Here is a 25,729-nt window from a genome sequence, read left to right on the forward strand (position 1 = left end):
CACAATACGCCAAGAGGTTTTGACCATTCCTCTTGGCACAGCTATAAGTAGGTCCTCGCATTACAGGAGTTGTAGCGCTTGGAATCCTCATTTAGCCTTCTTCCCCTGATCGCAATTTTCAGTGTTCTTTTCTATGCTTTGGCAGTCATTTGCGCCATTCGCGAGATCATGTACTCGCGCACCTCGCAAGGCAGCATTGCCTGGCTGCTCTCCCTGTTTTTCATCCCCATGCCAACAGTCCCGCTCTACTTCGTCTTCGCATGGAAGCGGCTGGATGATTACATCGAGGTCCGCGATGACATCTCCCAGATTGAAGCGGACGTCCTCAATCGTCACACACCCTATGTAGACAGCGCAGCCAACACCCAGTGGCCGGTACACACCCGTGTAGCCTCGGTGCCTTTTCTCGCCAACAACCAGTGTGACCTGCTCATCGATGGTCCAGCTATGTTTGCCTCCATCATTGAAGGCATCCGCACCGCCGAAAGGCATGTTCTTGTCCAGTTCTTCATCATCCGCGAAGACAGCGCAGGACTGGAGCTGGCAGATGCCTTGATAGAACGCGCCAAAGCGGGCCTGCACGTTTGCCTACTTTACGACGACATCGGCTCCCGCTCTCTTTCCACGCAGTACCTCACGCGCCTGCAAGACGCTGGTGTCCGCGTCAGCGCTTTCAACAGACGCCATCGCCTTATGCGCATGCTCGGCCCCATGCGCCTCAACTACCGCAATCACCGCAAAGTCGTGGTCACAGATAGCAAACACTGCTGGATCGGCGGCCACAACATCGGTGAGGAGTATCTGGGGCTGTCAAAAGAGTTTGGTCACTGGCGCGACACCCATGTCAAAGTCACGGGCCCGGCAGCGCTCGCAGCCACACTCTCCTTCAGCGAAGACTGGCAATTTGCAACAGGCAAGACACTGCAACTGGAGCTGCCCTCCTCCTTCTCCCAAACGGGCGGGGAAAGCGTCATGGTCATGCCGACAGGGCCGGCAGACATTCAGGAAGACTGCGCCATCACATTTGTGGAGAGCATTTCAAGAGCCAAGGAACGCATCTGGATCGTCAGCCCTTACTTTGTACCGGGCATTGAGGTCCTCACAGCCCTCTACGCAGCCGCTTTACGCGGCGTGGACGTCCGCATCCTCCTACCCGAAAAAGCCGACCACTGGCTTGTCTGGCTCGCCAGCTATGCCCATGCAGATAACCTCGCCAGCCATGGCATCAAGGTCTATCGCTATCTGGAAGGCTTCCTGCACGAAAAGGTCATCCTCATCGATGAGGAACTGGCAGGCATTGGCACAGTCAATTTTGACAACCGCTCCTTCAACATCAACTTCGAAATCACGCTCTGGTTCACGGGTCAGAACATGATCAGTAAGACAGAAGAGATGCTACAGCAGGATTTCAAAGGCGCCCGTCAGACAGACCGATTGGAACTCAACAACCGCCGCTACGCCTTCCGCGTCCTCGCCCAGGCCGCCCGCCTGTTCTCACCAATACTTTAGTTTTTGATGAGTACGCTTCAGTAGACTTGCGTTGGGGCACTGAAATACGTTAGGGGCCAACTGAGAATAATAACCCAGAGGGCTTTTCGCATGTATTTTGTGCCTGAACTAAGCGTGATGGCGGGCTTTACCCTTGCTGCCTTCATCCTGTCCATTACTCCCGGACCGGACATGACCTTCTTCATGAGCAAAACGCTCACACAGGGCCGAAAAGCCGGACTGGTTGCGATTATCGGCGCAACCAACGGCATCATGATCCATGCGTTTCTGGCAGCGGTTGGCATTTCCGCCCTGCTCGCCGCATCTGAATTTGCCTTCCAGGTCCTCAAAACGGTAGGCGCGCTCTATCTGGTTTACCTGGCTTTCCAGATCCTGCGCAACGGGTCCGCCCTCTCATTGGAAGAAGGCGAAGCATCCCGCGAAACTCCCAGAGCCATTTGGGCAAAGGCTGTCACGATCAACCTGCTCAACCCGAAAGTTGTGCTGTTCTTCGTCACCTTCCTGCCGCAGTTCGTGTCTGCCTCTGATCCATACGCAACCTCAAAACTGTTGTTCCTTGGCTTCTTTTTTATTCTGCTGAATGTGCCAAGCAGTCTGGTAATGGTGTTTGGCGCCTCTGCGGTCTCCAAGTTCCTGCGTAGCTCGCCGCGGGTGATGCGCATCCTCGACTATTCTTTCGCTGGCATCATGGCAGCGTTCGCTGTGAAGCTGCTCAGCGCACGCACCACCGCTTAAGATCACCAGTTAAAGGTGCGCCAATTCATTTCATGGCGCACCTGTTCAATCCATTTGAGATTATTCCATGACCGAACATTTGTACCGTGAAGATGCTTACTTGCGCAGCAGCGAAGCCGCTGTAAACGAAATCACTCCGGAAGGTGGCATCATTCTGGACCGGACCTGCTTCTACCCCAATGGCGGCGGCCAGCCGGGTGACTGCGGCTCGCTTGAGCTGGAGGATGGCACCCACATTCCAATTGCAACAGCTGTTTATTCCAAAGACCGCAGCCAGATTGTGCATGTGCCAGTTGATGGCACCGAGCTTCCCGCAGGGCTGACCAGCGGCGCAAAGATTACTGCGCACATTGACTGGGAAACCCGCTACAAGCACATGCGCGTTCACACAGCTTTGCATCTGCTCTCCGTCGTGCTGCCTTTCCCCGTCACCGGTGGCCAGATCAGCGATGGCACAGGCCGTCTGGACTTTGACATTCCAGAAGCTGCACTGGACAAAGAAGAGCTGACAGGCAAGCTACAGAACCTCATTGCAGGCGATGACGCCATCACTCAGGAATGGATCACCGACGAGGAGCTGGAAGCAAACCCGGGCCTCGTTAAAACCATGAGTGTAAAACCACCTATGGGCAGCGGACGGGTAAGGCTGATAAGAATTGGGGAAGATGTTGATTTGCAGCCATGTGGCGGAACACACGTGTCGCAAACCGCACAGATTGGCAAAGCTGTCATCACTAAGATAGAGAAAAAAGGCCGTCAGAACAGACGCGTCCGTATCCAGTTGGAGGACTAAAACATGGCACAGGACCCGATTGTTTCGACAAGCTGGCTCAAAGACCACCTTGATGCTCCTGATGTAGTTATCATTGATGCTTCCTGGTATCTGCCTGCCATGGAGCGTGACGCCAAAAAGGAATACGAGCAAGAGCATATTCCCGGCGCACTGTTCATGGACATTGACGATGTGTCCGACCAGAATTCCCCACTCCCGCACATGATGCCGGAACCACATGTATTCTCATCCAAAATGCGCAAGATGGGCATTGGCGATGGCCAGACCATCGTTCTCTATGATGGCATGGGCATTTTCTCCGCAGCCCGCGTCTGGTGGATGTTCCGCGCCTTTGGTGTAAAGAGCGTCTTCGTGCTGGACGGTGGCTTGCCAGCGTGGAAGGAAGAAGGCTATCCGGTCTCTGACGAAGTGCCAGCCCGCATGGAACGCCACTTCACAGCCATGCTGAACAACGACATGGTGCGCAACCTCAACGAGGTGCAGGATGCCTTGGAAACCAGCAGCCACCTTGTGCTTGACGCACGCGCTCCAGAGCGCTTCAAAGGACTGGCACCAGAGCCACGCGAAGGCGTGCGCGCTGGTCACATGCCAGGTGCTCTGAACCTGCCGTTTGGCCTACTGCTGAACGATGGCAAGCTGCGCTCTAAAGAAGACCTGCAGAACATCTTTGCGCAAGCGGGCGTCGATGCCACCACTCCGGTAATCACCTCTTGCGGTTCAGGTGTAACAGCTGCTGTCATCACGCTGGCTCTGGAGCAAGTAGGCTTCACTAAGAACGCGCTTTACGATGGCTCGTGGACCGAATGGGGCTCAAGCTCAAAGACCGAAGTCATCAGCGAACCAGCCTGAGTTAAACCAGATTCACATTCGCAACAAAGCCCTGCAAGTAATTGACCTGCAGGGCTTTTCTTTAAGCTACCGCCAACACATCCTGCACTGCAAGCGCATCTTGTTTGCCAAGTTCAGCGGTTTCCGCAATCCATGCAGCGCGCTCGTCCTCACCCGCCAGATAGGTTGGCGAGAACATCTTGAAGCTGTGCTCCTCAAACCCGATGAAGTCCAGAATCTGACGTCCCATCACCTTGTCATGCGCACACTCATAAAGCTCTTCATAATAATGCGCGGCTGTATCACTGGTGATGATCACACGGGCGTTGCGGCCTTTTAACAGTTTGGCTGGCAGCTCTTCCCCTTCCACAATCTGGAAGGCAACACCCGGCAGCAGGGCCCGGTCCAGCAGCCCCTTCATAGGCCCCGGCATACCGCCCCACCACAGCGGATAAATTGGCGTCCAATGACTGCACCATTTCAGGTTCTCCTGAAAAGCAGCCACATCCGGTTCCAGCACCTGATCTCCTTTAAAGTCACCTGAGAACAACGCACTCTCAAAGCTCATAGTGCTCAGGTTCATCACACGAACCTCCGCTCCGGATTGGCGTGCCGCTTCGGCATATGTTTCAGCCAGCGCATGCCCAAGACGGTCCTTGCCGAGATGACCGCTAAACACAAAAATTCTGTTTGTCATGGAAACTCCATTTATTTGACTACGGTCAACTTATTTTCAAAATATGACTGGAGTCAATTTATTTTTTTGACCATAGTCATATTATTCAGATTGAGGGAACCATGCTTCAGGGCAAACAAAAACGAGCACAGGAAACCCGCCAGCGCATTTTGGTGGCGGCAACGAGCCTGTTCAATGAAGGCAATTTCAATGCGGTCAGCACAGAGAGCATTGCCGAGCAAGCCAACGTTTCCAAAGGCACGCTCTTCGCTCACTTCGGCGACAAGCTGGGACTGTTTGCTGAGATTGGCCTGAAGGAGCTGAAAGCCTGCGTGGATAGTCTTCACAAGGCAGCAGAAAGCAGCCCCCTCAACGGGCGGGATGTATTGAATCAATCTCTCATGGGAATCCTGGAATACTTTGAAAAACAACCAGAATTCCTGCGCATCTTCATCGACGTTGCTGGTTGGGAAAAAGGCACCAGAGCAGAAAACTTCATAAATGTCGCGATCAGCATTGATGCGCTCTTTCAAGCAAGTGTTGAGAAGGGTCAGCAGGACAAATCTATCCGAGCAATTGATCCAAAACTCGGTGCAGTCTCCGTCCGCGCTTTCATGATTCACGTCGCAATTGGCCGTGTCTGCGGCGAATACAAAGACACGCAACAGCAGCACACCGAAGTTCAAAAGCTGCTCTCACTGGTGCTTTAGGCGGCGCTACACCCCGTAGACATCAAACGCCGTTTTGGGCGCTTTGCCACCTGTCAGCTTGGTCAACACATAAGGCCGCGTGCCTTTCAGGTGGTCCGCAGTTTCAAACTCCAACGCTTCAATCACCCCATCACGCGGGTGCTTGTGCATGATTTCATCTACGCTGGACTTGGCAAGACGGCGATGCCCTGCCCCAAACAGATCACACATCGCCCCTCGGTTCACCAGATACGCCTCACCCCCATGCGCCCGCGCTGACACATAGGCATTCAGATGCAGCGCAATCGCGTCGCCAACCCTATGCACCGTATCAGCATCATGCCCACAACTGGAGAGATGATTGCACGCCACTTCAGCCCCGGAGATCGCAAAGCAACACTCATGCACTTGGGTCTCACGATCATTGATCAGCCCACTGTCGTGCAAAATGGCCGCTGAGAACAAGAGCTCCCGATCAAACGGCACACCTGCATACTCCCCCAGCAGCACGCCAAACAGATAGGTCCGCCAGCTGTGATGCAGCAATCTCGCATCATGCGTCTCAACAGCAAAATCAAGGCTATCGCGCACCAATCCCGTCTCAGCAGGCAGCAGCGCTTCCAGCTCAGAAGAAACCGGCGCTAACAAGCCCAACCGGTCCTTCACGCTGTCACCCAGCTCAACCAACTGCGTGCGCACCAGATTGCCAACCAGTGTGAGATGTTCCAGAGGCGTCAGCCGCCCCTTGCTGTACGCCCCGTCCCGATTGCCCCAATTCAGGCTACCCATCATGCGCTCAGAGGCTCTGCAATCCTTTGCTGTCACAGACATAACTCGCTCTTCCAAAAACAAAAATAATTATGTACCGTATCGCATCAATATTTAGAGCTCAATATTTTTATGCGAAGCAGTACATAAATGAGTCCATCACGCCCACGCGGACGCCCGCGCCTTTTTGACAAAGACGAAGCGCTGACCACAATTCAGCGGATTTTCTGGAAAAACGGTTACTCGGCAACCAGTCTGGATCAGATCTCCGCAGAGACCAAAATCAACCGCCCAAGCCTTTACGCCACCTTCGGCTCAAAGAAGGACATCTACATCAAGTGCCTGGAGCACTTTGCCGAAATGATGGGCAAACGCACCGAAGCGGCCATCCTGTCCGAGACAGAGATCTCACGCGGGCTGGAAAAAGTTTTCATGCAGGCCATGGAGATCTACCGACCCAAAGCAAAGAGTGACGGCGGCCCGATGGGCTGCTTCGTCACCTGCACAGCCCCGTCTGAAGCAGGCGCAGATGAAGAGATCAAAGAAGTCCTGAAAATGGTCCTCGACCGGATCGACCAGACCATGCGCGAAACCGTTGAGGCGGCGATCAAAGACCGGAAAATCCAGCCCAAACAAACCGCTGAAATCACCGGCCACCTGCTGGGCTGCCTGCTGAACGGCCTCTCCCTTCGCGCCCGGTCCGGCACCTCGCGAGACGAACTGGAACGCACAGCAAAGGCAGGCATTGAGCAAATTCTTGCATGACATCTGCATGGAAACAAAGCAGATCACGCCGCCCATCGGCCAATAGAAAGTGCACCGGCTTTCAACACCGGTGCACTTACAGTCACTCACTCACCCAACTAAATCAGGTCATGGCACCTTGCGCCACGAGGGCCTGATCAATAGCAGCCTTAAACCGGCTCGCTACCTTCGCAAATCCATCAGACGTGCCGTGGATTTCATCCACCCAGTCTGTTAGATTTGGCATAGCCCCCCGGCAGTCAACCACGATGACATTGGCATCACTCGCCGCCAGACCATCAAGCATAGCATAGAGCTCATCCAGCATTGCGCTGATGACCTTACGCCCAAGCACACTCGGAATATTGCGGTCTGACAGCGGTTCACCCAGCCATTCATCCTGAGCCGCATGCAGCGGATCACGCGTATCTCCCTCCCATCTGAATGGGAACACGTAATCATATCCATGCACGAAGACAGGCATCTCCTGCAGCTTGGCAACACCGCGAATGTCGCTGATCACCCGCTCATAAGCCCCTTTGAGGAAAGCAAGTTTCTCATCAAACACCACACGGTCGATGTGCCCTTCCACATCAGTGATATCGCCGTTAAAGTCTCGCAAAACGTCGAAAAGCACTGCAACACCGGTATCCGGATCTTCGCCGATCACGTCATTCCCGGCAGCCGAGAACAGGAACCCGGACACCTGATCCTTGTATTCAAGCAGCGCGGAGAGATACTCACGCCGCCGCGCCCGGTTCGCGCCATACACCATGTTCTGCGCCGTATCCCCGGCAGCGTCTAACGAGTAAATGTTGAAGTGTGCGCTGAGATGGTCAATGACGTCATCAATCAGGATCGGAAACTGGAACCAGCTGTCCCCTTCCGAAATCAGCATTGGCCGCTCTGGATGATCCCTGAGCGCATCTTTGAACCGCCAATACCGCCGAATACGAGATGCCCAATTGCCGATCTGAAGAGCATTCTCAAACTCCTGATCAGCCTCGGTCATCTGCACCATGTCAGGCTTTATCTTGAACTGTATGTCAAATGCACCTGAATGCTCAACAACATCACAGTATTTTAGCAGTTGTTCCTCTGGGACATTTGGGTCCCGAGCAATTTTCAAAAACTCATCATATGTAATTTTCATAGTATTCCCCCTCCTAGATTTACAGATAAACTTTACACAAGAGGTGAGTTTATGATTAAGCTTGCCATATGCAGATAACAATTTAAAGGTACTTTTCATGACCCTTAAATTACAAAACTTAAACAATGTATTACTTGAAAAAGCGACTCATAGATTGCAAAGCCGTCTGGGGGATTTAAACAAGACACGCAGTGCAATTCTTGCAGGCACGCAAGCGGAGACAGATAGCCGGGAACGCTTGAATCTCTATCAGAAACGGCAGGCCACGCTCGCCTTATCAGAAGGCTGTACCATCTCTGCGCAGCCCTCAATCTTTGAGGATGACGTGCAAGATCTCTCAAGACTGGGCAAGGAAGCTTTGATCGGCACGCGCAACGACCTCCTCCCAATCGAGTTCTTTGAATACGGCCTATATGCCGCGCGCTCAGTTGGCAGAATTGAGCATGTTGAGGGACTTAGGTTCGGCACCGGCTTTCTGGTTGGGCACGGTCTCATCATGACGAACCACCATGTTTTGCCCAATGAGCGCGAAGCGCGCCAGCACTTTTTCGAGCTCGGCGCAGAAGCTAACCGCATCGGCAATCAGACACCCTCGAAAATCTGCTCCATCGAACCAGACCGCTTTTTCTGGGCCAACGAAGAACTGGACATAGCCATCGCGGCCGTCGTGGACGAAGACCCGAGCTTCATTCCACTGGACCATTATGGCTGGCACGCCCTCATCCGCCAGCAAGGCAAAATCAAGAAGGGAGATCCGATTAATATCATTCAGCATCCCCTTGGACGCAACAAAGCCGTGGTCGTCCATAACAACCACCTTCTTCATATTGAAAATGGAACTGATGCACACATGTTTTGCTGGTATTCCGGCGATACGCAAAAAGGAAGCTCCGGTTCCCCTGTCTTTAACAGTCGCTGGGAGGTCGTCGCCGTACACCACATGGCAATCCCGCAAACCAACACACAAGGTGACATTCTGGGCAAGAACGGCCAGCCCATCAGTCGGGCAACCGTACACAGACACCCTGACCAGATCGCCTACGCAGCTAATGAAGGCATCCGTACCTCTCGTATCGTAGATGCACTGGAAACTGCTCAGTTCACCAAAGCCCACCACGCCGACATCCGCGACTTCCTCCTAAAATCATGGAGCAGCCCCGGCGCCCAACGCAGAGGCCTGCGCGCCGCTGTAAGAAGCACACAGGCTTTGTAACTCTGCAACATCATATTATAGCAGGCAGATACATTAAGCTCCCAACCGTATCCAGATGCCTGGAAACTCGTAGGAGTTCGGGCCGATCTGTGTCGCTGGCTTTGCGGAAGAGCTGGTCTGCGGTTTGAAGTGTCCGGTGGTCGCGATCTCCAGAACATCTCCTGTCACAGGATCATAAATCATGGCCTTATCCGTATCCGTCAGATGACGCGTACCAGCAACCCAATGCATCGTATTGGTGCCCGCATACTGCACCAGAATAAGGTTCACCTGATTGGTCTGGAACGGAATACTGGTCACGGTGGACAGGCTCACAGTCTTGCCGAGCTTGTTCTGAATCAGGTCTTCCTCACGATTGAAGAGATAACCACCAGCCGCATTCAGAACTTTGAAGTTGTTGAACAAGCCTTTGCCGAATGCAGTGTAATAAGTAATGTTCTTTGCCAGACCCGGGGCAAGAGTTTTCGCAACAGCAACCATACCCGAAGGGCTGTTCTCCAAATCTACTGTTCCGTCATTTTCTTTATAAAGTGCAGTTGGACCTGGCGAAGCTGTAAGATCAAGTTCCAGATTTCCTGAAACTTTGTAAGTCTGCGTCGTCACCACCTCAGCAATCTGCAAGCGATGATAGATCAAGTGACTCAGCCGCCATAAATTGATGCGCCCTGGATCGGTTGTGACATCATAACCTTTGGTGAGATCGGCTGCGTTGAGCGTGTCGACATCAGTCGCTTTGGGCATGAAGCCCAGTTGAGCAAGAGCTGCGTTCACACAGTAAGCACCACAGGATTTAGAGGAATGCTGGACGATACCTTCGTAGAGGTCAAATTCTGCCATTTTTTGCTTTTCCTTGTTGAGAGCCATTGCTCTGCAAGGAAAGACGTGGCGGCAGGCAAACTGTGAAAACGGCTGACAGCAGACAAGAAAAAAGCCCCGCTGAAACAGCGAGGCTTTGAATTGGGAACTCTTTCCAGATCAGTGATTGAGGATCTGGGAGAGGAACAGCTGAGTACGTTCATGCTGCGGATTGGTAAAGAACGGCTCAGGCTCATTCTGCTCAACAATCTGCCCCTGATCCATAAAGATCACGCGGTTTGCCACTTTGCGAGCAAAGCCCATTTCGTGGGTCACGCAGAGCATGGTCATACCCTCTTCCGCCAGACCGATCATCACGTCTAGCACTTCCTTGATCATCTCAGGGTCAAGCGCGGATGTCGGCTCATCAAACAGCATAACCTTCGGGTTCATACACAGCGAACGGGCAATCGCCACACGCTGCTGCTGACCACCGGAAAGCTGACCTGGGTACTTGTTGGCCTGCTCAGGGATCTTCACGCGCTCAAGGTAATGCATCGCAACTTCTTCAGCCTGCTTCTTAGGCATCTTGCGAACCCAGATTGGAGCCAGCGTACAGTTCTCCAAAATGGTCAGATGCGGAAACAGGTTGAAGTGCTGGAAGCACATACCGACTTCACGGCGGATCTCATCAATCTTCTTGAGGTCAGAGGTCAGCTCAATACCGTCAACGACGATCTGGCCTTTCTGATGCTCTTCAAGACGGTTGATACACCGGATCATCGTGGACTTACCAGAACCCGATGGACCACAGATAACGATACGCTCGCCGCGCATAACCTTCAGGTTAATGTCGCGCAGAACATGAAAGTCACCATACCATTTATTCATGCCGTTGATTTCGATAGCCACATCGGTATCCGAAATCTGCATTTTTGAGCGGTCCGCCTGAACATCAGCGAGATTTGCGTCACTCATTTTTATTTCTCCGAGTTTCTCTTGGCTTGCGCCAGGCGACTAGCGATGGCCGGTATGCAGTTTGCGTTCCAAATACATCGAATATCGGGACATTGCAAAGCAGAAGATAAAGAACATGAACGCGATAAACGCATAAAGTTCCACAAAAATACCATTCCAACGTTGGTCAGCGAGCGTTGGCGCAACCAATCCGAGAGGATCCATAAGGCCAATAATCAAAACCAGTGTGGTGTCTTTGAACAAGCCAATGAAGGTGTTCACGATACCTGGGATGGAAATTTTGAGCGCTTGCGGCAGAATAATCAGACGCATACTCTGCCAATAACTCAGCCCCAATGCATCCGCTGCTTCATACTGCCCTTTTGGCAATGCAGCCAAACCACCGCGAATGACCTCTGCCATATAAGCACTGGCAAAGAAGGTCACCATGATGACAACACGCAGCACGATGTCGAAGTTCACGCCCTTTGGCAGGAAGTAGTTGAGCAGAACGTGCGCAACAAACAGCAAGGTGATCAACGGCACCCCGCGAATGAACTCGATGAAGATAATCGCCAGAGACTTCACAATAGGCAGATTGGAACTGCGAGACAGCGCAAGAACGATACCGATCGGAAGCGAGAACGAAATACCGGAAACACCGATAATCATGGTCAGCAGCAAACCGCCCAGCTTAGTGGAGGAAACCGGCTCAAGACCAAAACCACCCCAAATCAGCCAGAACGCCACAAATGGGTATGCCATAGAAGCCATCAACGCTGTACTGCGCTTTGGCATACCATCCCAAAGGGCGGGTACAAGAGCTAGGAACAGCAGCACGAAAGCCAGAATCGGACGCCAGTACAGCTCAGTTGGGTAAAAACCAAACAGGAACTGATGATAACGCTCACGAATAACGGCCCAACAAGCACCATTTTCTGTCAGTGCCCGGCATTCATCCAGAGAGTTCGCATTCCAGACTGAATCCACAAACGCCCAATTGACCACACCCGGTACGGTTGAATACACCACAAAAATTGAGAGCAGCGTCAAAATAGTGTTCAGCGGAGACGAGAACAGGTTTTCACGGATCCAGCCGACAGCACCAGTTGTACCCTGGGGAGGTGGCAACTGAGGCTTTTCAGAGGTCGAGACAAAGGCGAAATTATTTTCACTCATGTTAGCGCCCCTTCAGCTTTACGGATTCATTGTAAAAGTTCATGACTGCTGAAATAGATAGTGAAATCAGCAGATATGTTGCCATCAGAAGCAACATGCACTCCATCTCACGGCCTGTCTGGTTCAGTGTAATACCGCCCAGAGTGCCAGTCAGATCCATGTAACCAACCGCAATCGCCAAGGATGAGTTCTTGGTGATGTTCAGGTAGTTGGAGATCATTGGTGGAATGATAATACGCAAGGACTGCGGCAGAACAACAAGGCTCATCGTCCGTTTAGGACGAAGGCCAAGAGCATACGCAGCTTCCGTCTGCCCTTTACTGATCGCCATGATGCCTGCGCGAACAATTTCCGCAACAAAAGCTGCAGAGTAGATGGAAAGCGCAAACCACAGAGCGATAAGCGGAGTACCAACTTTAAGGCCGCCCTTCAGGTTGAAGCGTCCAGCAACAGGGTAATCAAGGCCAATCGGCATACCAGAAGCGAAGTAAGCCAAAACGGCTGGTACAATCAAAATACCAAGCGTGATGTAGCCTACAGGCAGGATCTGACCAGTCGCTTCCTGACGCTGACGCGCCCAACGACGGAATACAAAAATGCCACCGATGGAAGCGAGCAAAACTGCAACAACAATCTGGTAGCCACCATCGAAGGTCAGTCCAGGAACATAGAAACCACGGTTTGTTGCATAAACCGCCCCTTCAATAACTGGTGCTTTGACAGCCTGCTTGGGAGTTGGAAACACATGAATGAAGACAGCGTACCATGCCAGAATCTGCAGCAGCAGCGGCACGTTACGAACGCCTTCAATGTAAACCGCCATCAAGCGGGAGACGACCCAGTTATTGGAGAGACGCAGAACACCGACAAAAACGCCGATGAGTGTTGCAGTCACGCAAGCCAGGAAGGCAACCAGCAATGTGTTGAGCAAGCCAACAAGTGCCGCTTTCCAGTGTCCTGAAGCGGATGTATATTCTACCAGCATCTGACCAATGTCATAGCCTGCTGGCTCAAATAAGAAACCGAAATTGAAATCTTTGCCAAGTGCTTCGAGGTTCTCGACAGCATTGCCGATGAGCATCATCACAACAGACAGAGCAACGATAAGCGCGATAATCTGGATCGTATAAGACCTGTATCGAGCATCTCGCCACAGTTGCGAAAACTGGAAGCTATTATCGGCTGGTACGGTTGAAGTGCTCATAAGTAGCCCGCCTTATTTATTATGCTTAGAAAAAAGGGCGCTGTCATCTTACAACAGCGCCCCTTTTGTCAGATCTCAATCAGATCAACGGAATGGAGGTGCGTACTGCAGACCACCTTCGGTCCATGTCGCATTCAAACCACGAGCCAGATTAACTTTGGTCTGTGTGCCCAGGTGACGCTCGAACATTTCGCCGTAGTTACCAACGGATTTGATAGCTACGAGAGCGAAGTCGTTACCCAGACCAAGGGATGCACCCATTTCACCGGAAGCACCGAGCAGACGCTTAACTTCTGGATCTTTGGTGTTAGCGGCCATGTCGTCTGCATTTGCAGCGGTGATGCCCTTTTCTTCCGCAATCTTCATTGCATTCAGAACCCAACGGCCAATGTCTGCCCACTGATCGTCGCCATGACGGACGAGCGGACCCAGAGGCTCTTTGGAGATGATTTCAGGAAGAACGATATGGTCGTCTGCGTTCTCGAATGTTGCACGGGAAGCAGCCAGACCGGAAGCATCGGTGGTGTACACGTCACAAGCGTCTGCAAGGTAGTTTGCACGACCTTCAGTGTTTGTCTCAATGGACAGCGGCTCGTAAGACATGCCTTCAGCTGAGAAGTAGTCAGACAGGTTCAGCTCTGTTGTTGTACCAGTCTGGATACAAACAGTTGCACCGTCCAGCTCTTTAGCAGAAGCAACACCAAGAGACTTCTTCACCATGAAGCCCTGACCATCGTAGTAGCTCACACCAAGGAAAGTGAACTTCAGGTCTGCATCACGGGAGAACGTCCATGTGGTGTTACGGGACAGGATGTCCACTTCACCGGAAGCCAGCGCAGTAAAGCGGGTCTTACCAGTGGTTGGTGAGAAATCAACTGCATCCGGATCACCAAGAACAGCAGCAGCTACTGCACGGCAATAGTCAACGTCAAAGCCCTGCCATTTGCCGTTTTCGTCGGTGTAAGAAAAGCCTGCAAGACCAGTGGAAACCGCGCAGCGCAGCTTACCGCGCTCTTTCACGTCTTCGAGAGTGCCGGCAGATGCTGCAGACAGAGCAGTCGCTGCGAACGCTGCACCCAGCGCAACTGGAAGGATCATTTTTTTCATAGAATTGGAGCCTCTTTTTCTTGTCCAATTTTAAAATTCATCACCGGAAGTAGCAGGCTGTTCTCCTCCTCTAAGAAAAACACCCAAGACAGACATGTCAGCGCATGTCCTTAAAGCCCCCCTATTGGCTTCAACCACTCCTCGCTAAGCATTCGATGATATTTCTCTAAAAACGTCAAGAGGTTTTTATTAATAAGTTAGTCTACGAGGTGCTATTCATCAACGATTGCAAAGTTTCTATGCAATTTATATCTCAGCTGCACGCGCTTTAACCATTAATCAAAATTGCAAAATATAGTTCTTTATACACCAGCAAACAAATTAATCCAAACAATACTGAAATAGAGAGGAAATATTACTTAGACTACAAGCGCAATGAAAAAACTAACCTTAAAAACTGACCGCATAATCTGAGCAATTTTCTTCAAAAATACGTATTTCACACTAACCTTTACAATCCCACTGCACAAATAATACGCAATTTTACGAAAATCCCACAAGGAAGTCTATCTTCCCTATGGGCAAATAGCGTTCAGCTATACTGGTGTATTCAGGGTGCATTTATTGCGGATAAATCGCCTAGAAATTCGGGTCCTTGCGTTTTTCCTTGTAGATAAGCCATAGATTTCGGAAATAAATGATCAATCCGAGGCCCTGTCCCGCAATAAAAACCGGATCCTTCTTGACGATAGCGTAAGTCAAAAGGAGCGATCCGCCCCCTATTGAGAAGAACCAAAAAGCCACCGGGACAATCGATCGCCCCACCCGCTCAGAGGCAATCCATTGGATCATAAAGCGCATCATGAACATGAATTGCGCGACAAATCCCCAAAGAACCCAAAAATCCCATTGAGCTACGAAAACATCATAAAGCCAGTCATACAAACCCGAGAACATCAATGATCCTCCTTAGCAGGGGACACATCCGAATCTGTCACCATCACCACCTCGGGAATGACTTTTCGACGTCGACGCAACCACCACACACCAAACAGATCAAGAACCCCAACAAGCGCCCGGTCAAAGATCCCATATTTGGAGACCCCGTGCTCGCGCTCACGGTCGACCACATCCACATGAACCACCTCGTATCCTTCACGGATAACAAGCGCCGGCAAAAACCGGTGCCAGCTGTCAAAATACGGCAGTTTCAGAAACACATCACGACGCAACAACTTGAGACCGCATCCGCTGTCTCGCGTATTGTCTTTCAGGATTGCACCACGCAACTTGTTAGCCGCTTTGGAAGCGTAACGTTTGAAGAGGCTGGCTTTTCGCCCCAGTCGCTGCCCGGCAGCAAGACCAACACGCGCACCGCCCTTCTCCATCGCCTCAAGCATTTCACGATAATAGATCGGATTATTCTGCCCATCGCCGTCAATCGTGGCGATATATATGCCCCGAGCGTGCAATAAGCCCGTTCGTACAGAACAACTCTGCCCACCAGACCGCTTATGATGGATCAACCGCAAAAAGCTGTGCTCCAACGCATAGCGGCGCAAAACCTCAAGACTATCGTCAGTAGAGCCATCATCAACCACAATGGCTTCAAACCTGTAGTCCTTCAAAGCTTCCGCAATTTCATCCAGCAATGGAGGAAGATTATCTCTCTCATTCTTGGCAGGGATAACCACGCTAACGTCAATCTCATTCACACCGGCATTCTTGGTCATTCCAGTTACCCCTACCCTGAGACGGAACTCCGCTCAGGCTAAGGACAACGACCTCAATCAGCCCGGAGTGTCTCCGATTGTTTTTGTACGGGAGAAAAACTGTCAGATCGCGCCGCTCGCAAGGACCTCAAACATAAAGCCGCAGAGATACTGCTCATGATCGGTTGCACACCGCCTTTATCATCAAATGAAAACCCGATCCGCCGACGAGCCATCCAACGGGCGCAGCAATAAGAAAATGCTCCACCTATGATAATGCCAGCTACAACATCACTGGGATAATGAGCTCCCACAATCACTCTGCTGGCAGCAATCCAAAGCCCCACAACCGCAAGCAGCCACCGAAGTCTGGGAGCAATCAATGCCAAAGCAACGATCAGAGCACCAGCCGTTGTCGAATGCCCGCTTGGAAGGCTCGAAAGCTTTGCCTCCCACGCGAAGAAGTCGAAATACATTGGCCCCATTTCTTCAAAAAGGGTTGGTCGGGCACGCCCGATATTCCATTTCAGAGCAATGGCCAGCAGCCCACTAACAGCGACAACAAAGAACAGATAACTCCCGTATATCGTCAGATACGACACTGCCATCTTTCTACGAAACGGGAGACGCTGCCAGCCGCCAAAAATCATTGCTAGAATCCATAGTCCCGTTGGGAACAGGATCCAGTCAGACTTGCCGACATCTGTAATGACCTCGAAAATATCATGGTAGGCAACGGGCAGTTTCCGAGCCCAAATCGGGCTACTGTGGTCCAGAAAAACCATCGCCAGACCGCACAGCCCAATCAATAAGGCTGCGATATTTTGTGGCTTCAAAAGTGGAGGAAGAGCAGCAGCGGCAACAGTACTCCGCGCTCTTCGGTTTTTCAAAATTGCAGAGGTTTGCCCAACATGCCGTCTCGCATTATTGCCAGCAACGCGTAAGGTCTTAATCAGACGCTCACCAATTGATGGTGTGGAACCTTCTTCCCGCGGAGCATCTTCCTTGTAGCTTTGCTCATAAGACGCAACACTTTCGGCATCTCGTTTGAAGGGTTGCGCTGCATGTGATTTATCTTTTGTTTGATCCACGTCCTGAACTGGACGCTCTAAGGTATCTATGGAGCCGTCATCATTCATCACGTCGCCCCGCCCGCAGAAAAAATGTGTATCAGCAATGCTTTACCGCCATTAATATTCAGGCCAGATACAGTTGATACGTCCGAAGTCTTCATCCCCAACCGAAGAGCTTCCGCATCAAACCGATCCAGCTGCCGTCCTTCCACCAGCACGACTCTGCAGGTCCCCTTAGGCACTCCGGCTTTCTGGCTTCCGTCCGCCAAAAAACGCGCTGCAGCTTCTGCGCCAAGTAATTTTGTTTGCGTGCCCTGCAAAAATACGAAGCTGGGCTCATAAAAACCTGCTGTAGCAACGTCTTTCCGCTCACATCCCGGGAGCTGCTCAACAGCTTCCACGAGGCGACTGGAAATCCAGATGGTCGACAATGCCGGACCAGAAAATGCCCAGAAGCCGACAAACATCAGCAAAGCCGAAGCCCCCACCGTCGGCAATGCTCCAACAAGCTCACCGTCAATCAGTTTACGAGCGGCTGATAACGCTGCAATGACAGCCAACCCACACAGCACAACACCGGGAGGAGACGGCCACAGATCAAGCAGCAAAGGCCCAACAACAACAGCAATCAAAATGCCCAGCGGCACCAACAGGAATAAAAACGCCGAGGCATATCGCCAATAAACGCTGGCCTGCTTTGCTCTGCCAGTCGTCAACACAGCTGCTGCCAACAGCGCCAGTACTGGCATCATCGGCAGTGTGTAGTGAGGCAGCTTCGTTGAAACCAATTCAAATATGACCCACGACGGGATCAGCCAACACAACAAGAATCTATAACAATATTTATTCAATTCTTGCCCAATTCCCTTAAAAACCACAAGGAGAAAAGAGGGGATTGGCCAGAAAATAACGAAACTGATTAACAGGTGCGTGAGTGGTGGAGCACCGTGAGCCTCTCGCCCGGTTCCCACTTTCCCCCAAAGATCACCGCCCAGCGCATCCCGGAAGAACGCTCCCTTTGTTTCAATGTAAATGGCAATAAGCCACGGTGAGACCAATACAAGAAACAGCAGAAAACCGGCGATTGGAGCGAGTCCTCTCAACCACGAGATCCGTCTTTCCCAAAGAACCAACGACAGGATGGTTAGGCCGCATACCATAAGAATGATCGGCCCCTTGATAAGGGTGCCCAGCGCCAACCCAACCCAAAAGAGCACGGCAGAAGCCCAAAGCGCTTTGCTTTGTTGCGCTATCCATACTCGAGCCAAAGCCCCTTGAGACAACATCACACATGCCAGAAGCGCTGCATCCGTTTTAGCCAAATGTGCTTCAACATTTAAAATGAGAGCTAATGCAACAAGCAGCGCACCTAAAAAGGCCTCCTGCTCCCGAAAAAACGCTCGCCCAGTCCAGTACGTCAGCAACACAGCTGCAATTGCGCCAATCACAGAAGGGAGACGATAAACCCAAATGGGCGCATGCTCTCCATATCCCAACAGTTTGGCAGCACCTACTTGTGCCCAGTAAATTCCGATCGGCTTTTTGTTTCGTGCCAGCTCTTGATAGTGAATGGAAACGTAGTTGCCTGTCTCCATCATCTGTTTGGAAGCCTGAGCAAATCTCGGTTCATCACGATCAAGCGGGGGAACGGACGTCAACCCCGGCAGGTACAAGCACAGACACAAAAGCAAAAGAATGATCGGGGCCAGCCAGCCGCGCGCCACCAGACGAAGCCAAATAGCCTGTTGATCAGACCTCTCAACCTCATCCTCACTCAGAGACATTGCAAGATTCATTTGCGCAGACATAATCGCCTTGAGGCCCTCCACACTCCCAAAAAACATGGTCCGAGAGACTGCCGCCCTCTGAGAACAATACGCAGCCGATCATCTGGAACACATTCCCCAAAACTCCCCACTCAAATGCACGGTGGGCCTAAATCCATAAGCAGCACCCTCCACTGGAAAGCTGAAGAGCACCTGAGTTGCCCCTTCCAACTGTGTCTTCAGCATTTGACACTCTGTGAAGTTTCTAAAACTCATGGCTTGTCTTCATTCTCCTTTGAGATCACCCGAAAATCCGAGGGAGAGGAGTATGAGGGAAATATATATTTGACAACTTTATTGACAATAATTAATTTTAAATTATATAATTCAATGAGTTACAATTAAATAACTAATTCTATATCGCTCTATACTGGTATTCACATGATTGCTCATTGCTCCGCACGACCAGCAATCGAAGAGCCAAAGCCGCTCCTTTTAAGGACAATCAAAATAAAGAAACAGCTTGGGAATTACGTGGATTACTCGCGAGCAGTACAGTTTCGGCCAAATTTCATGCCTAAGATGAAATGAACAAATCGGGCATTTCGGGATTACACACGTGCGTTTGGAATTAAGGGCAACTGCTGCCTTACTGCTGGCAGGAACACTTGCTGGCTGCGCTGGCTTGGGCATAGAGACATCAAAGAATGTTGAGCTGTCTCAGATCGCGATCAACAAGAATGAAGCATTACGCCAGACCAATGCGTGGCGTGCGACGCATTCCCTGCCACCAATCAAGCTGGATCCGCACCTCAGCGAAGTCTCACAGGATATGGCCGATCACATCGCCCGCCTGGATTCGCTCAAAACCAGACGTCATTCGTCCTCCAGCCTCATCAGTCGCACCCAGACTGAAGGATATAAATCCTTTGCAGGCGCAGAAAATCTGGGCGCAGGCTACGCGAACATTTCGGCTGCAATGACGGGCTGGAAAACCTCTCCCGATCACAACAAAAACCTGCTCAACAAAAACGTCACCCATATGGGCATAGCGCGCACAAACCGAGCAGACGGAACCTACCGGAGTTTCTGGGTCATGACACTTGCGGCCCCTCAAAAACCAGTGACAGCAACAGGTTTCACAACTGTCTCGCTGCCCTTCCCAGTCCAGTAACGTCCCTTGCGTCGAGAATTGATTAGGGGAATTTTCACTCCGCTTCCTTTACGCAGTTGCAAATAGCACCCATATTCACATCTCCAGCGCGCATTCCCATGATGAGGCCTTGCCTCCTTGAGGGAATACGCGTCCATCAATTGATTGAAAGCAGTCTGGCTCTCCCCTTAAGCAGACCTGAGCCCAGTCTGAATTTTTAATTTCATCGGAGATTTAATATGAGCGAGACCGCAAAGGTTCTTCTGCAAGATTGGAAAACCCCGTTCGGACTTCCACCGTTTGCACAGATCAAGCCGGAAGATTTCGAGGGTGCATTTGAAGAGGCCTTTAAGGCAGGCGAAAACAACATCACTCGCATTGCTCAAAATCCTGAAGAACCAACCTTTAAAAACACCATTGCAGCATTGGAACTGGCCGAAGACGCTCTTGAGCAGGTTGCAAACGTGTTCTTCAACCTTTCCTCCGCAGATACCAACGAGACCTTGCAACAAGTCGAGCGCAATGTTTCACCTAAACTGGCAGCCTACAGCACTAAGAAGTACCTAAACCCTGCCCTCTTCAAACGCATTGAAACACTAATGGCGAAGAAGGACACGCTGGACCTGACATTTGAACAGGATCGTGTGTTGGAGCGTTACTACGCTATCTTCCATCGCGCTGGTGCTGGTCTGAACACCAGTGGCAAAACCCGTATCGCAGAAATCAACGAGCGTCTTGCAACTCTGGGCACCAGCTTTGCACAGAACGTTCTGGCTGATGAGGCCTCCTACAAACTCGTTTTGGAAAACGAAAGCGATCTGGAAGGCTTGCCGGAGTTCCTTGTAAAAGCCGCAAGCGCTGCAGCTGAAGAACGTGGGGAACCGGGCAAATACGCCATCACCCTCTCCCGCTCTTCCATTGAGCCGTTCCTGCAGTTCTCCAAACGTCGCGACCTGCGCGAAGAAGCCTTCAATGCCTGGGCAAGCCGTGGTGACAATCCGGGAAAAACCAACAACTCAGTAATCGTCCGCGAGACTGTGCAGCTCCGCAATGAGAAAGCCAAACTCCTCGGCTTCGAAAACTTTGCAGCATTCAAGCTGGATGATGTCATGGCGAAAAACACGAATGCAGTGGATGATCTGCTCTCCAATGTCTGGGGACCAGCCAAGGCACGAGCACTGGAAGAAGCCGCTGACCTGCAAGATATGGCGCAATCTGAGGGCGACAACATTGAGATCGCTCCGTGGGACTGGCGTTACTATTCAGAGAAGGTCCGCAGCGCTAAGCATGATCTGGATGAAGCTGAGATCAAGCCGTATTTCCAGCTCGATCAGATGATCGAAGCGGCCTTTTACACCGCAACCCGTTTGTTTGGCCTCTCCTTCAAAGAGCTGAAGGGACAAGACGTCTACCATCCGGATGTGCGTGTTTTTGAAGTCTTTGACAAAAACGGCGACCACCTCGGTATCTTCATCGGCGACTACTTCGCCCGCGCTTCAAAGCGTTCCGGTGCATGGATGAGCGCCTTCCGCTCACAGCAGAAGCTGAAAGGTGACGTCCGTCCAATCATCGTCAACGTGATGAACTTCTCAAAAGCACCAGAGAGTGAGCCAACCCTGCTGACCTTTGATGATGCCCGCACACTGTTCCACGAATTTGGTCACGGCCTCCACGGCCTCATGTCCAACGTGACACATCCACTTGTTTCCGGCACCAGCGTGGCACGGGACTTTGTGGAGCTGCCATCCCAGCTCTTCGAACATTGGCTGGATCAACCGGAAATCTTGAAAAAGTATGCCTGCCATTACCAGAGCGGCGAAGTCATTCCAGAAGAGCTTCTGGAACGTCTGCTGGCTGCTGCAAACTTCAACCAAGGCTTTGCAACGGTTGAGTATCTGGCAACTGCTCTGGTCGATATGGCAATCCATAAAGAAGATAAACTCGACGATCTCGATCCGGCTCAGATGGAAAAGAAGATCCTCAACGACATCGGAATGCCGAAAGAGATCATCATGCGTCATCGCATTCCGCACCTCCTGCACGCCTTTGCAGGAGACGGATATTCTGCGGGTTACTACAGCTATCTCTGGTCAGAAGTGATGGATGCTGACGCATTTGAAGCTTTTGAAGAAACTGGCGATGCGTTTGACGCTGATACAGCAGCCAAACTGGAAAAGTTCATTTACGCAGCAGGCGGATCTCAAGATCCAGCAAAAGCTTATATGGATTTCCGCGGTAAACTGCCCTCCATTGAGCCACTTCTCAAAGGTCGCGGGCTAGTCAACTAAACATCAGACACCCAAGACAGATAGCAAAAAGGGCGGACCATGCAGTTCGCCCTTTGTCATGAGAACTCAAAGGAAGAAGGCTAGCCTCTCATCATCCGGTTGAGACCACTTAAGAAAACAAACAGCCAGCCCAGGATCATCAGCATGCCACCCGTCGGGGCAGCAAAATCAAAGAGCTTCTCACCAACGAACAAGCGCTGAGCCAGATCACCACAGAACAAACCAACACCGGCAAACAGCAAGAGCATGGCAAATGCAATGCCTTTGGAGCCTGTAATCCCGTGCGCAACGCCCAGCCCGACAAAAGCGGCGGCATGCATCATCGTGATTTGAGAGATAATACCCAGATACTGGTTATCGACCGCGTGCGAACTGGCCGCCGAAGTCAAAATGGCAATGACACCGCAAAACCCGCCAAGCGCCAATCCAAGACCAAGGCCCTGACCAAGTCTGATCCGTGGCTGGTCAACAGGCACCGCTTCACTTGCACTATCCGGCATGGCTGCTCCTTAAATCCCTATTCCAAATAACATACTGCGTGAAACATAGACACGCATCAACTGCATATAGGATAGCCAGCAAAAATTACAAAACCCTCAGCAACACACCACCATGATTGATAGCGGATAAGAACATGCACTCCGCTACAGTCCCTCAACACCTGGTCCTGCGACAAACAATAGGCTCGCTCCTCGACCAGAGAGAAGGCTGCAAAGATTGACTCTTTACAGCCTGCATCACTTATTTCGCAGCATCCGCTAGATTGCTAAACGGGTCAGCTACCAGCGGCTTCAAGATTGTTAGCGTAGACCCATCCGGGTCAAAGTCCTTAAAGCTCACAGAGTTGAAGTTCATCGCATTGAGCTTACGCACATAATAAACAGCACCATTCAGGTCTGCCATAACAGACCATTGCGTATAGTCTGGGTTGTCGTCTTGCTGAGAGTTCGCAGACTGGGTCGCATCCGACGCTTCTGGTTGGGCAAAGCCTTTCGGAATGTCAAAGTTGTTCAGAATATGCCCAGCGACATTGAGGTTCTCTTTTGCAGTTTCATGTTCCTCAGCTGTGGTCACAAACGCTGTCACGCGCACAAAACGCGATGGCGGCGTTACATCTCCCGGCACGCCCAGCATACCTGATCCTTGCCCCAGTGGTTGCAGCTCACCTTCTGGAAACTTCTTTCCAGCCGAGTTTATAGGTGTCAGGTTCACGTAATTGCGCAGGTTGGTTAAGTGCCAATCAAACTGTGGCGAGTTGGTCATCACACCAAGCTCATTATCGTAGATCTTCAAGCCATCATCGACGGGCTCAATCACGATGGACTTTCCAGAACGGTCATGAATAGTGAAATGTAGCGGAGGCACTTCGCCAAGCGGAGCAAAATCAACATCGACCAGCTTGATCGACTTAACGGCTTCTTTCACCTCTTCAACTGTCTCAAACTGCGATAGGACCCAAACGAGAAAATCAATCGGTGCAACTTCATCATCTGCGCCACTCGCCTTCACGTCAGAATACTCTGCAAAACCAGGGAAGTAGAGCGCTCCAGCTGCAAGACCAGCTTCATTTACACCATCAACAATCGCGGTCTCATGCTTCATTGCATTCATACCGATCACAGCAAACTTACTTTTCCACTTTGCCCCTTCCCATTGTGTATCCCCGTTAAGCTCTCCAGAACTCGTGAGCTCATAATTGCGTGGGATCAGAGAAACAGTGGACTCAGTTTCAAAGCCAAACTCCATGGTCCTCCCATAGACACGTCCGTCATCTTTGGCCGTAACAACAAAGCTCGTGCAAGCAGATGCACCAGCAATTGGTGATATCAAGAGGGTGGTCGAACACAATCCAGTCAGCACAACGCGCTGCATTTTTGAAAATAATGATGGCATGCTAAGCTCCTTTTAGCTTTTTGCATGCGTATCGTCTCTGGAGAACTCCAAGAAATGCATAACGTTTGCATTCGATTACTCTGAAGCTTAGTAAGTGCTTTATGTTGTTGTTTTAATGAGAAATATTTAGATCTCAGCTGGAGAAGTCAATGCACAAAACTCTGAGCATCTCGAACCTCATTGATGTTCCTCACTTCCTTGAGCCAGCTGCAAAAGGCATGTGGCTGGAGTGGTGGGAAGAAGAAGGACATCCGATTGAAGATGTTTATGTGGAACTGCGCACGAGCCTCAGCGAGGAAACCATTCCAACAACAATGATCGCCCACGACCAGACCGAGTTCCTTGGTATGGTCATGTTGGTGCGCTCAGATATGAGCAAACGCCCGCAATACGCGCCATGGCTGGCGTCCCTATGGGTCGCTCCCGAGCATCAGGGAAAAGGTATCGGCTCCCGGCTGACGAAGGAGCTGGAGACACTCGCTTTGAGCGATGGCACACCACATCTCTATCTCTTCGCAAAGCTCAGCCTGCGCGGGTTTTATGAAGGTTTGGGCTGGCTGTGCATTGAAGACGATGTGAGTGGAGTAGATATTTTCCGCAAGCAATTAAGCTGAAGCCGCTTCATCAGCACCTTATGCAATCCAGGCCCATAGCCATCCGTCTCAACGGACTCAGCGACAAACCCCATTCTCTCATAGAAGGGACATGTATGCTGCGAGGTATCGATGTAAACCGCCTGATCCGGATAGTCTTCGGCAATACACGCAAGCCGGAATTGCACGAGCGTCCTGCCAATTCCCTGACTGTGGAGTTCACGGCGCACCATTCCCCAAGTCAGCCCACCCCCTTTAGCGTTCAGGCAATACCCGCCAGCAGCAACAATCACTCCATCTCGCTCAACGACAAAGTACGGATCATCAAGCCTTTCCAGGTCCTGGCTGTATTCTTCCAGCTCAGTCTCCATGAAATACTTGGGAACGTTTCCCTTAAAGATCTCAAGGCATGCATCGTAATCAGCTGTTTGATACCTGCGAAAGTCCATCACACGGTCCTGGGTGGTCTCGGTTCTAAAACATATCGCATGACAGGCAGTTTTCGCCCTTCAGGAAGCGAAGGTTGATACCCAACTTCCTTTGCTCCCATACGCTCATAAAACCCTTTGGCGTGAGGATCAGAGACGATCACTAACTCTGACATCTGTTGAGCTTGCAGCCAGTTCTGTATGAAACCAAACATAATCCGCCCGGCTCCCTTACCCATCAATTCCGGTAAGACCCAAAAATCTTCAAGCTCGCAGCACTGCTCTGCATCAACGGAAATTGAGAAGACACCAGCAATCCGGCCCTCTGTTTCCAAGATCCAGAAATGCCTGCTTGCCAGAACAACCTCATCAACGATCAGATCAGGCAGCCAGACATCCATCATCTCCTGCGAATAGCCCCAATGGCCTTTCGCTGAGAGGATAACCTCGTTCATTTCCGAAATATGCTGCGCTCTGGCCCTGATAATATTCAAGTTCAGGCCTCCTTAGATGGAGAAGACTAAACATCTCAC

Annotated in this window: 26 protein-coding genes; 10 read left to right on the forward strand and 16 right to left on the reverse strand. The window is 51.3% G+C overall.

All coding sequences use genetic code 11. The features are described 5' to 3' along the window. Positions 1 to 78: 78 nt before the first annotated feature. From cls to sseA, 4 genes are all read left to right on the forward strand, one after another. Positions 79 to 1,509: a cardiolipin synthase gene (cls, locus tag DHN43_RS23655; RefSeq protein WP_108820290.1), complete on the forward strand. Its 1,431-nt coding sequence runs from the start codon at positions 79 to 81 to the stop codon at positions 1,507 to 1,509. Between the two features lie 90 nt (positions 1,510 to 1,599). Continuing rightward, positions 1,600 to 2,244 (forward strand): LysE family translocator, encoded by a 645-nt coding sequence (locus DHN43_RS23660; protein ID WP_063305375.1) that lies wholly within the window; start codon positions 1,600 to 1,602, stop codon positions 2,242 to 2,244. 67 nt (positions 2,245 to 2,311) lie between these two features. Further along, positions 2,312 to 3,037 (forward strand): alanyl-tRNA editing protein, encoded by a 726-nt coding sequence (locus DHN43_RS23665; RefSeq protein WP_108820291.1) that lies wholly within the window; start codon positions 2,312 to 2,314, stop codon positions 3,035 to 3,037. Between the two features lie 3 nt (positions 3,038 to 3,040). Then, complete coding sequence (gene sseA / locus DHN43_RS23670; protein ID WP_063289161.1) at positions 3,041 to 3,886, forward strand: 3-mercaptopyruvate sulfurtransferase; 846 nt, start codon at positions 3,041 to 3,043, stop codon at positions 3,884 to 3,886. 61 nt (positions 3,887 to 3,947) lie between these two features. Here sseA and DHN43_RS23675 read toward each other — a convergent pair whose 3' ends face one another. Further along, entirely contained in the window at positions 3,948 to 4,562 is a 615-nt protein-coding gene (locus DHN43_RS23675) for an NAD(P)H-dependent oxidoreductase (RefSeq protein WP_108820292.1), read from the reverse strand. A gap of 101 nt (positions 4,563 to 4,663) precedes the next feature. Between DHN43_RS23675 and DHN43_RS23680 the strand changes: the two genes are divergently transcribed. After that, positions 4,664 to 5,251, forward strand: a complete 588-nt coding sequence (locus tag DHN43_RS23680; RefSeq protein ID WP_057464415.1) for a TetR/AcrR family transcriptional regulator — start codon at positions 4,664 to 4,666, stop codon at positions 5,249 to 5,251. A 6-nt stretch (positions 5,252 to 5,257) separates the two neighbouring features. Here DHN43_RS23680 and DHN43_RS23685 read toward each other — a convergent pair whose 3' ends face one another. Beyond that, entirely contained in the window at positions 5,258 to 6,061 is an 804-nt protein-coding gene (locus DHN43_RS23685) for an HD domain-containing protein (protein ID WP_108820293.1), read from the reverse strand. 87 nt (positions 6,062 to 6,148) lie between these two features. Between DHN43_RS23685 and DHN43_RS23690 the strand changes: the two genes are divergently transcribed. Next, complete coding sequence (locus DHN43_RS23690) at positions 6,149 to 6,763, forward strand: TetR/AcrR family transcriptional regulator (protein ID WP_084404769.1); 615 nt, start codon at positions 6,149 to 6,151, stop codon at positions 6,761 to 6,763. Between the two features lie 103 nt (positions 6,764 to 6,866). On the opposite strand, the gene DHN43_RS23695 is transcribed toward DHN43_RS23690, so the two are convergent. Further along, positions 6,867 to 7,895 carry a hypothetical protein gene (locus DHN43_RS23695; RefSeq protein WP_108820294.1) on the reverse strand — a complete coding sequence of 343 codons (1,029 nt, stop codon included), beginning with the start codon at positions 7,893 to 7,895 and terminating at the stop codon, positions 6,867 to 6,869. 97 nt (positions 7,896 to 7,992) lie between these two features. On the opposite strand from DHN43_RS23695, the gene DHN43_RS23700 reads away from it, so the two are divergent. Further along, positions 7,993 to 9,108: a trypsin-like serine peptidase gene (locus DHN43_RS23700; protein ID WP_108820295.1), complete on the forward strand. Its 1,116-nt coding sequence runs from the start codon at positions 7,993 to 7,995 to the stop codon at positions 9,106 to 9,108. A gap of 33 nt (positions 9,109 to 9,141) precedes the next feature. Here the strand turns inward: DHN43_RS23700 and DHN43_RS23705 are convergent, their stop codons facing one another. From DHN43_RS23705 to DHN43_RS23745, 9 genes are all read right to left on the reverse strand, one after another. Next, positions 9,142 to 9,945 (reverse strand): hypothetical protein, encoded by an 804-nt coding sequence (locus tag DHN43_RS23705; protein WP_159096970.1) that lies wholly within the window; start codon positions 9,943 to 9,945, stop codon positions 9,142 to 9,144. A 138-nt stretch (positions 9,946 to 10,083) separates the two neighbouring features. After that, a complete protein-coding gene (locus DHN43_RS23710) occupies positions 10,084 to 10,881 on the reverse strand; it encodes an amino acid ABC transporter ATP-binding protein (protein WP_063289166.1) in 798 nt (265 codons plus the stop codon). Positions 10,882 to 10,920: 39 nt separating this feature from the next. Beyond that, positions 10,921 to 12,039 carry an amino acid ABC transporter permease gene (locus DHN43_RS23715; protein WP_063289167.1) on the reverse strand — a complete coding sequence of 373 codons (1,119 nt, stop codon included), beginning with the start codon at positions 12,037 to 12,039 and terminating at the stop codon, positions 10,921 to 10,923. A gap of 1 nt (position 12,040) precedes the next feature. Further along, positions 12,041 to 13,243 carry an amino acid ABC transporter permease gene (locus tag DHN43_RS23720; protein WP_063292370.1) on the reverse strand — a complete coding sequence of 401 codons (1,203 nt, stop codon included), beginning with the start codon at positions 13,241 to 13,243 and terminating at the stop codon, positions 12,041 to 12,043. 84 nt (positions 13,244 to 13,327) lie between these two features. Then, entirely contained in the window at positions 13,328 to 14,350 is a 1,023-nt protein-coding gene (locus DHN43_RS23725; protein ID WP_063292369.1) for an amino acid ABC transporter substrate-binding protein, read from the reverse strand. Between the two features lie 579 nt (positions 14,351 to 14,929). Next, positions 14,930 to 15,247, reverse strand: coding sequence for a lipid-A-disaccharide synthase N-terminal domain-containing protein (locus DHN43_RS23730; protein ID WP_057464408.1), 318 nt, complete (start codon positions 15,245 to 15,247; stop codon positions 14,930 to 14,932). Beyond that, complete coding sequence (locus DHN43_RS23735; protein ID WP_082830486.1) at positions 15,247 to 16,023, reverse strand: glycosyltransferase family 2 protein; 777 nt, start codon at positions 16,021 to 16,023, stop codon at positions 15,247 to 15,249. The genes DHN43_RS23730 and DHN43_RS23735 overlap by 1 nt, the downstream gene beginning before the upstream one ends. A 53-nt stretch (positions 16,024 to 16,076) precedes the next feature. After that, on the reverse strand, positions 16,077 to 17,141 hold the full coding sequence (locus DHN43_RS23740) for a phosphatase PAP2 family protein (RefSeq protein WP_108820297.1): 1,065 nt from the start codon (positions 17,139 to 17,141) through the stop codon (positions 16,077 to 16,079). Beyond that, positions 17,141 to 18,883, reverse strand: coding sequence for an ArnT family glycosyltransferase (locus DHN43_RS23745; protein ID WP_208995600.1), 1,743 nt, complete (start codon positions 18,881 to 18,883; stop codon positions 17,141 to 17,143). The genes DHN43_RS23740 and DHN43_RS23745 overlap by 1 nt, the downstream gene beginning before the upstream one ends. Before the next feature lie 577 nt (positions 18,884 to 19,460). On the opposite strand from DHN43_RS23745, the gene DHN43_RS23750 reads away from it, so the two are divergent. Both DHN43_RS23750 and DHN43_RS23755 read left to right on the forward strand, forming a co-directional pair. After that, positions 19,461 to 20,015: a CAP domain-containing protein gene (locus DHN43_RS23750; RefSeq protein WP_208995601.1), complete on the forward strand. Its 555-nt coding sequence runs from the start codon at positions 19,461 to 19,463 to the stop codon at positions 20,013 to 20,015. 218 nt (positions 20,016 to 20,233) lie between these two features. Further along, positions 20,234 to 22,282 (forward strand): M3 family metallopeptidase, encoded by a 2,049-nt coding sequence (locus DHN43_RS23755; protein WP_108820298.1) that lies wholly within the window; start codon positions 20,234 to 20,236, stop codon positions 22,280 to 22,282. An 80-nt stretch (positions 22,283 to 22,362) separates the two neighbouring features. Here DHN43_RS23755 and DHN43_RS23760 read toward each other — a convergent pair whose 3' ends face one another. Together DHN43_RS23760 and DHN43_RS23765 are read right to left on the reverse strand one after the other, a co-directional pair. Then, positions 22,363 to 22,782: a DUF423 domain-containing protein gene (locus DHN43_RS23760; RefSeq protein WP_057464405.1), complete on the reverse strand. Its 420-nt coding sequence runs from the start codon at positions 22,780 to 22,782 to the stop codon at positions 22,363 to 22,365. Between the two features lie 241 nt (positions 22,783 to 23,023). Continuing rightward, complete coding sequence (locus tag DHN43_RS23765; protein WP_108820299.1) at positions 23,024 to 24,175, reverse strand: choloylglycine hydrolase family protein; 1,152 nt, start codon at positions 24,173 to 24,175, stop codon at positions 23,024 to 23,026. Between the two features lie 149 nt (positions 24,176 to 24,324). Here DHN43_RS23765 and DHN43_RS23770 point away from each other — a divergent pair, with 149 nt between their 5' ends. Continuing rightward, positions 24,325 to 24,789 (forward strand): GNAT family N-acetyltransferase, encoded by a 465-nt coding sequence (locus tag DHN43_RS23770; protein WP_108820300.1) that lies wholly within the window; start codon positions 24,325 to 24,327, stop codon positions 24,787 to 24,789. On the opposite strand, the gene DHN43_RS23775 is transcribed toward DHN43_RS23770, so the two are convergent. Together DHN43_RS23775 and DHN43_RS23780 are read right to left on the reverse strand one after the other, a co-directional pair. Beyond that, positions 24,714 to 25,217: a GNAT family N-acetyltransferase gene (locus DHN43_RS23775; RefSeq protein WP_108820301.1), complete on the reverse strand. Its 504-nt coding sequence runs from the start codon at positions 25,215 to 25,217 to the stop codon at positions 24,714 to 24,716. The genes DHN43_RS23770 and DHN43_RS23775 overlap by 76 nt on opposite strands. Beyond that, on the reverse strand, positions 25,217 to 25,690 hold the full coding sequence (locus DHN43_RS23780; protein WP_108820302.1) for a GNAT family N-acetyltransferase: 474 nt from the start codon (positions 25,688 to 25,690) through the stop codon (positions 25,217 to 25,219). The genes DHN43_RS23775 and DHN43_RS23780 overlap by 1 nt, the downstream gene beginning before the upstream one ends. Between the last annotated feature and the right edge of the window lie 39 nt (positions 25,691 to 25,729).

It is taken from the genome of Pseudovibrio sp. Alg231-02 (assembly GCF_900143565.1).
Lineage (GTDB): Bacteria > Pseudomonadota > Alphaproteobacteria > Rhizobiales > Stappiaceae > Pseudovibrio.

Bases quoted from the DNA above. Each gene is read 5' to 3' on its own strand.
- DHN43_RS23660 (WP_063305375.1), top strand. From the start codon at position 1,600: ATGTATTTTGTGCCTGAACTAAGCGTGATGGCGGGCTTTACCCTTGCT.
- DHN43_RS23665 (WP_108820291.1), top strand. From the start codon at position 2,312: ATGACCGAACATTTGTACCGTGAAGATGCTTACTTGCGCAGCAGCGAA.
- sseA (WP_063289161.1), top strand. From the start codon at position 3,041: ATGGCACAGGACCCGATTGTTTCGACAAGCTGGCTCAAAGACCACCTT.
- DHN43_RS23675 (WP_108820292.1), bottom strand. From the start codon at position 4,562: ATGACAAACAGAATTTTTGTGTTTAGCGGTCATCTCGGCAAGGACCGT.
- DHN43_RS23680 (WP_057464415.1), top strand. From the start codon at position 4,664: ATGCTTCAGGGCAAACAAAAACGAGCACAGGAAACCCGCCAGCGCATT.
- DHN43_RS23685 (WP_108820293.1), bottom strand. From the start codon at position 6,061: ATGTCTGTGACAGCAAAGGATTGCAGAGCCTCTGAGCGCATGATGGGT.
- DHN43_RS23690 (WP_084404769.1), top strand. From the start codon at position 6,149: ATGAGTCCATCACGCCCACGCGGACGCCCGCGCCTTTTTGACAAAGAC.
- DHN43_RS23695 (WP_108820294.1), bottom strand. From the start codon at position 7,895: ATGAAAATTACATATGATGAGTTTTTGAAAATTGCTCGGGACCCAAAT.
- DHN43_RS23700 (WP_108820295.1), top strand. From the start codon at position 7,993: ATGACCCTTAAATTACAAAACTTAAACAATGTATTACTTGAAAAAGCG.
- DHN43_RS23705 (WP_159096970.1), bottom strand. From the start codon at position 9,945: ATGGCAGAATTTGACCTCTACGAAGGTATCGTCCAGCATTCCTCTAAA.
- DHN43_RS23710 (WP_063289166.1), bottom strand. From the start codon at position 10,881: ATGAGTGACGCAAATCTCGCTGATGTTCAGGCGGACCGCTCAAAAATG.
- DHN43_RS23715 (WP_063289167.1), bottom strand. From the start codon at position 12,039: ATGAGTGAAAATAATTTCGCCTTTGTCTCGACCTCTGAAAAGCCTCAG.
- DHN43_RS23720 (WP_063292370.1), bottom strand. From the start codon at position 13,243: ATGAGCACTTCAACCGTACCAGCCGATAATAGCTTCCAGTTTTCGCAA.
- DHN43_RS23725 (WP_063292369.1), bottom strand. From the start codon at position 14,350: ATGAAAAAAATGATCCTTCCAGTTGCGCTGGGTGCAGCGTTCGCAGCG.
- DHN43_RS23730 (WP_057464408.1), bottom strand. From the start codon at position 15,247: ATGTTCTCGGGTTTGTATGACTGGCTTTATGATGTTTTCGTAGCTCAA.
- DHN43_RS23735 (WP_082830486.1), bottom strand. From the start codon at position 16,023: ATGACCAAGAATGCCGGTGTGAATGAGATTGACGTTAGCGTGGTTATC.
- DHN43_RS23740 (WP_108820297.1), bottom strand. From the start codon at position 17,141: ATGAATGATGACGGCTCCATAGATACCTTAGAGCGTCCAGTTCAGGAC.
- DHN43_RS23745 (WP_208995600.1), bottom strand. From the start codon at position 18,883: ATGTCTGCGCAAATGAATCTTGCAATGTCTCTGAGTGAGGATGAGGTT.
- DHN43_RS23755 (WP_108820298.1), top strand. From the start codon at position 20,234: ATGAGCGAGACCGCAAAGGTTCTTCTGCAAGATTGGAAAACCCCGTTC.
- DHN43_RS23760 (WP_057464405.1), bottom strand. From the start codon at position 22,782: ATGCCGGATAGTGCAAGTGAAGCGGTGCCTGTTGACCAGCCACGGATC.
- DHN43_RS23765 (WP_108820299.1), bottom strand. From the start codon at position 24,175: ATGCCATCATTATTTTCAAAAATGCAGCGCGTTGTGCTGACTGGATTG.
- DHN43_RS23770 (WP_108820300.1), top strand. From the start codon at position 24,325: ATGCACAAAACTCTGAGCATCTCGAACCTCATTGATGTTCCTCACTTC.
- DHN43_RS23775 (WP_108820301.1), bottom strand. From the start codon at position 25,217: ATGGACTTTCGCAGGTATCAAACAGCTGATTACGATGCATGCCTTGAG.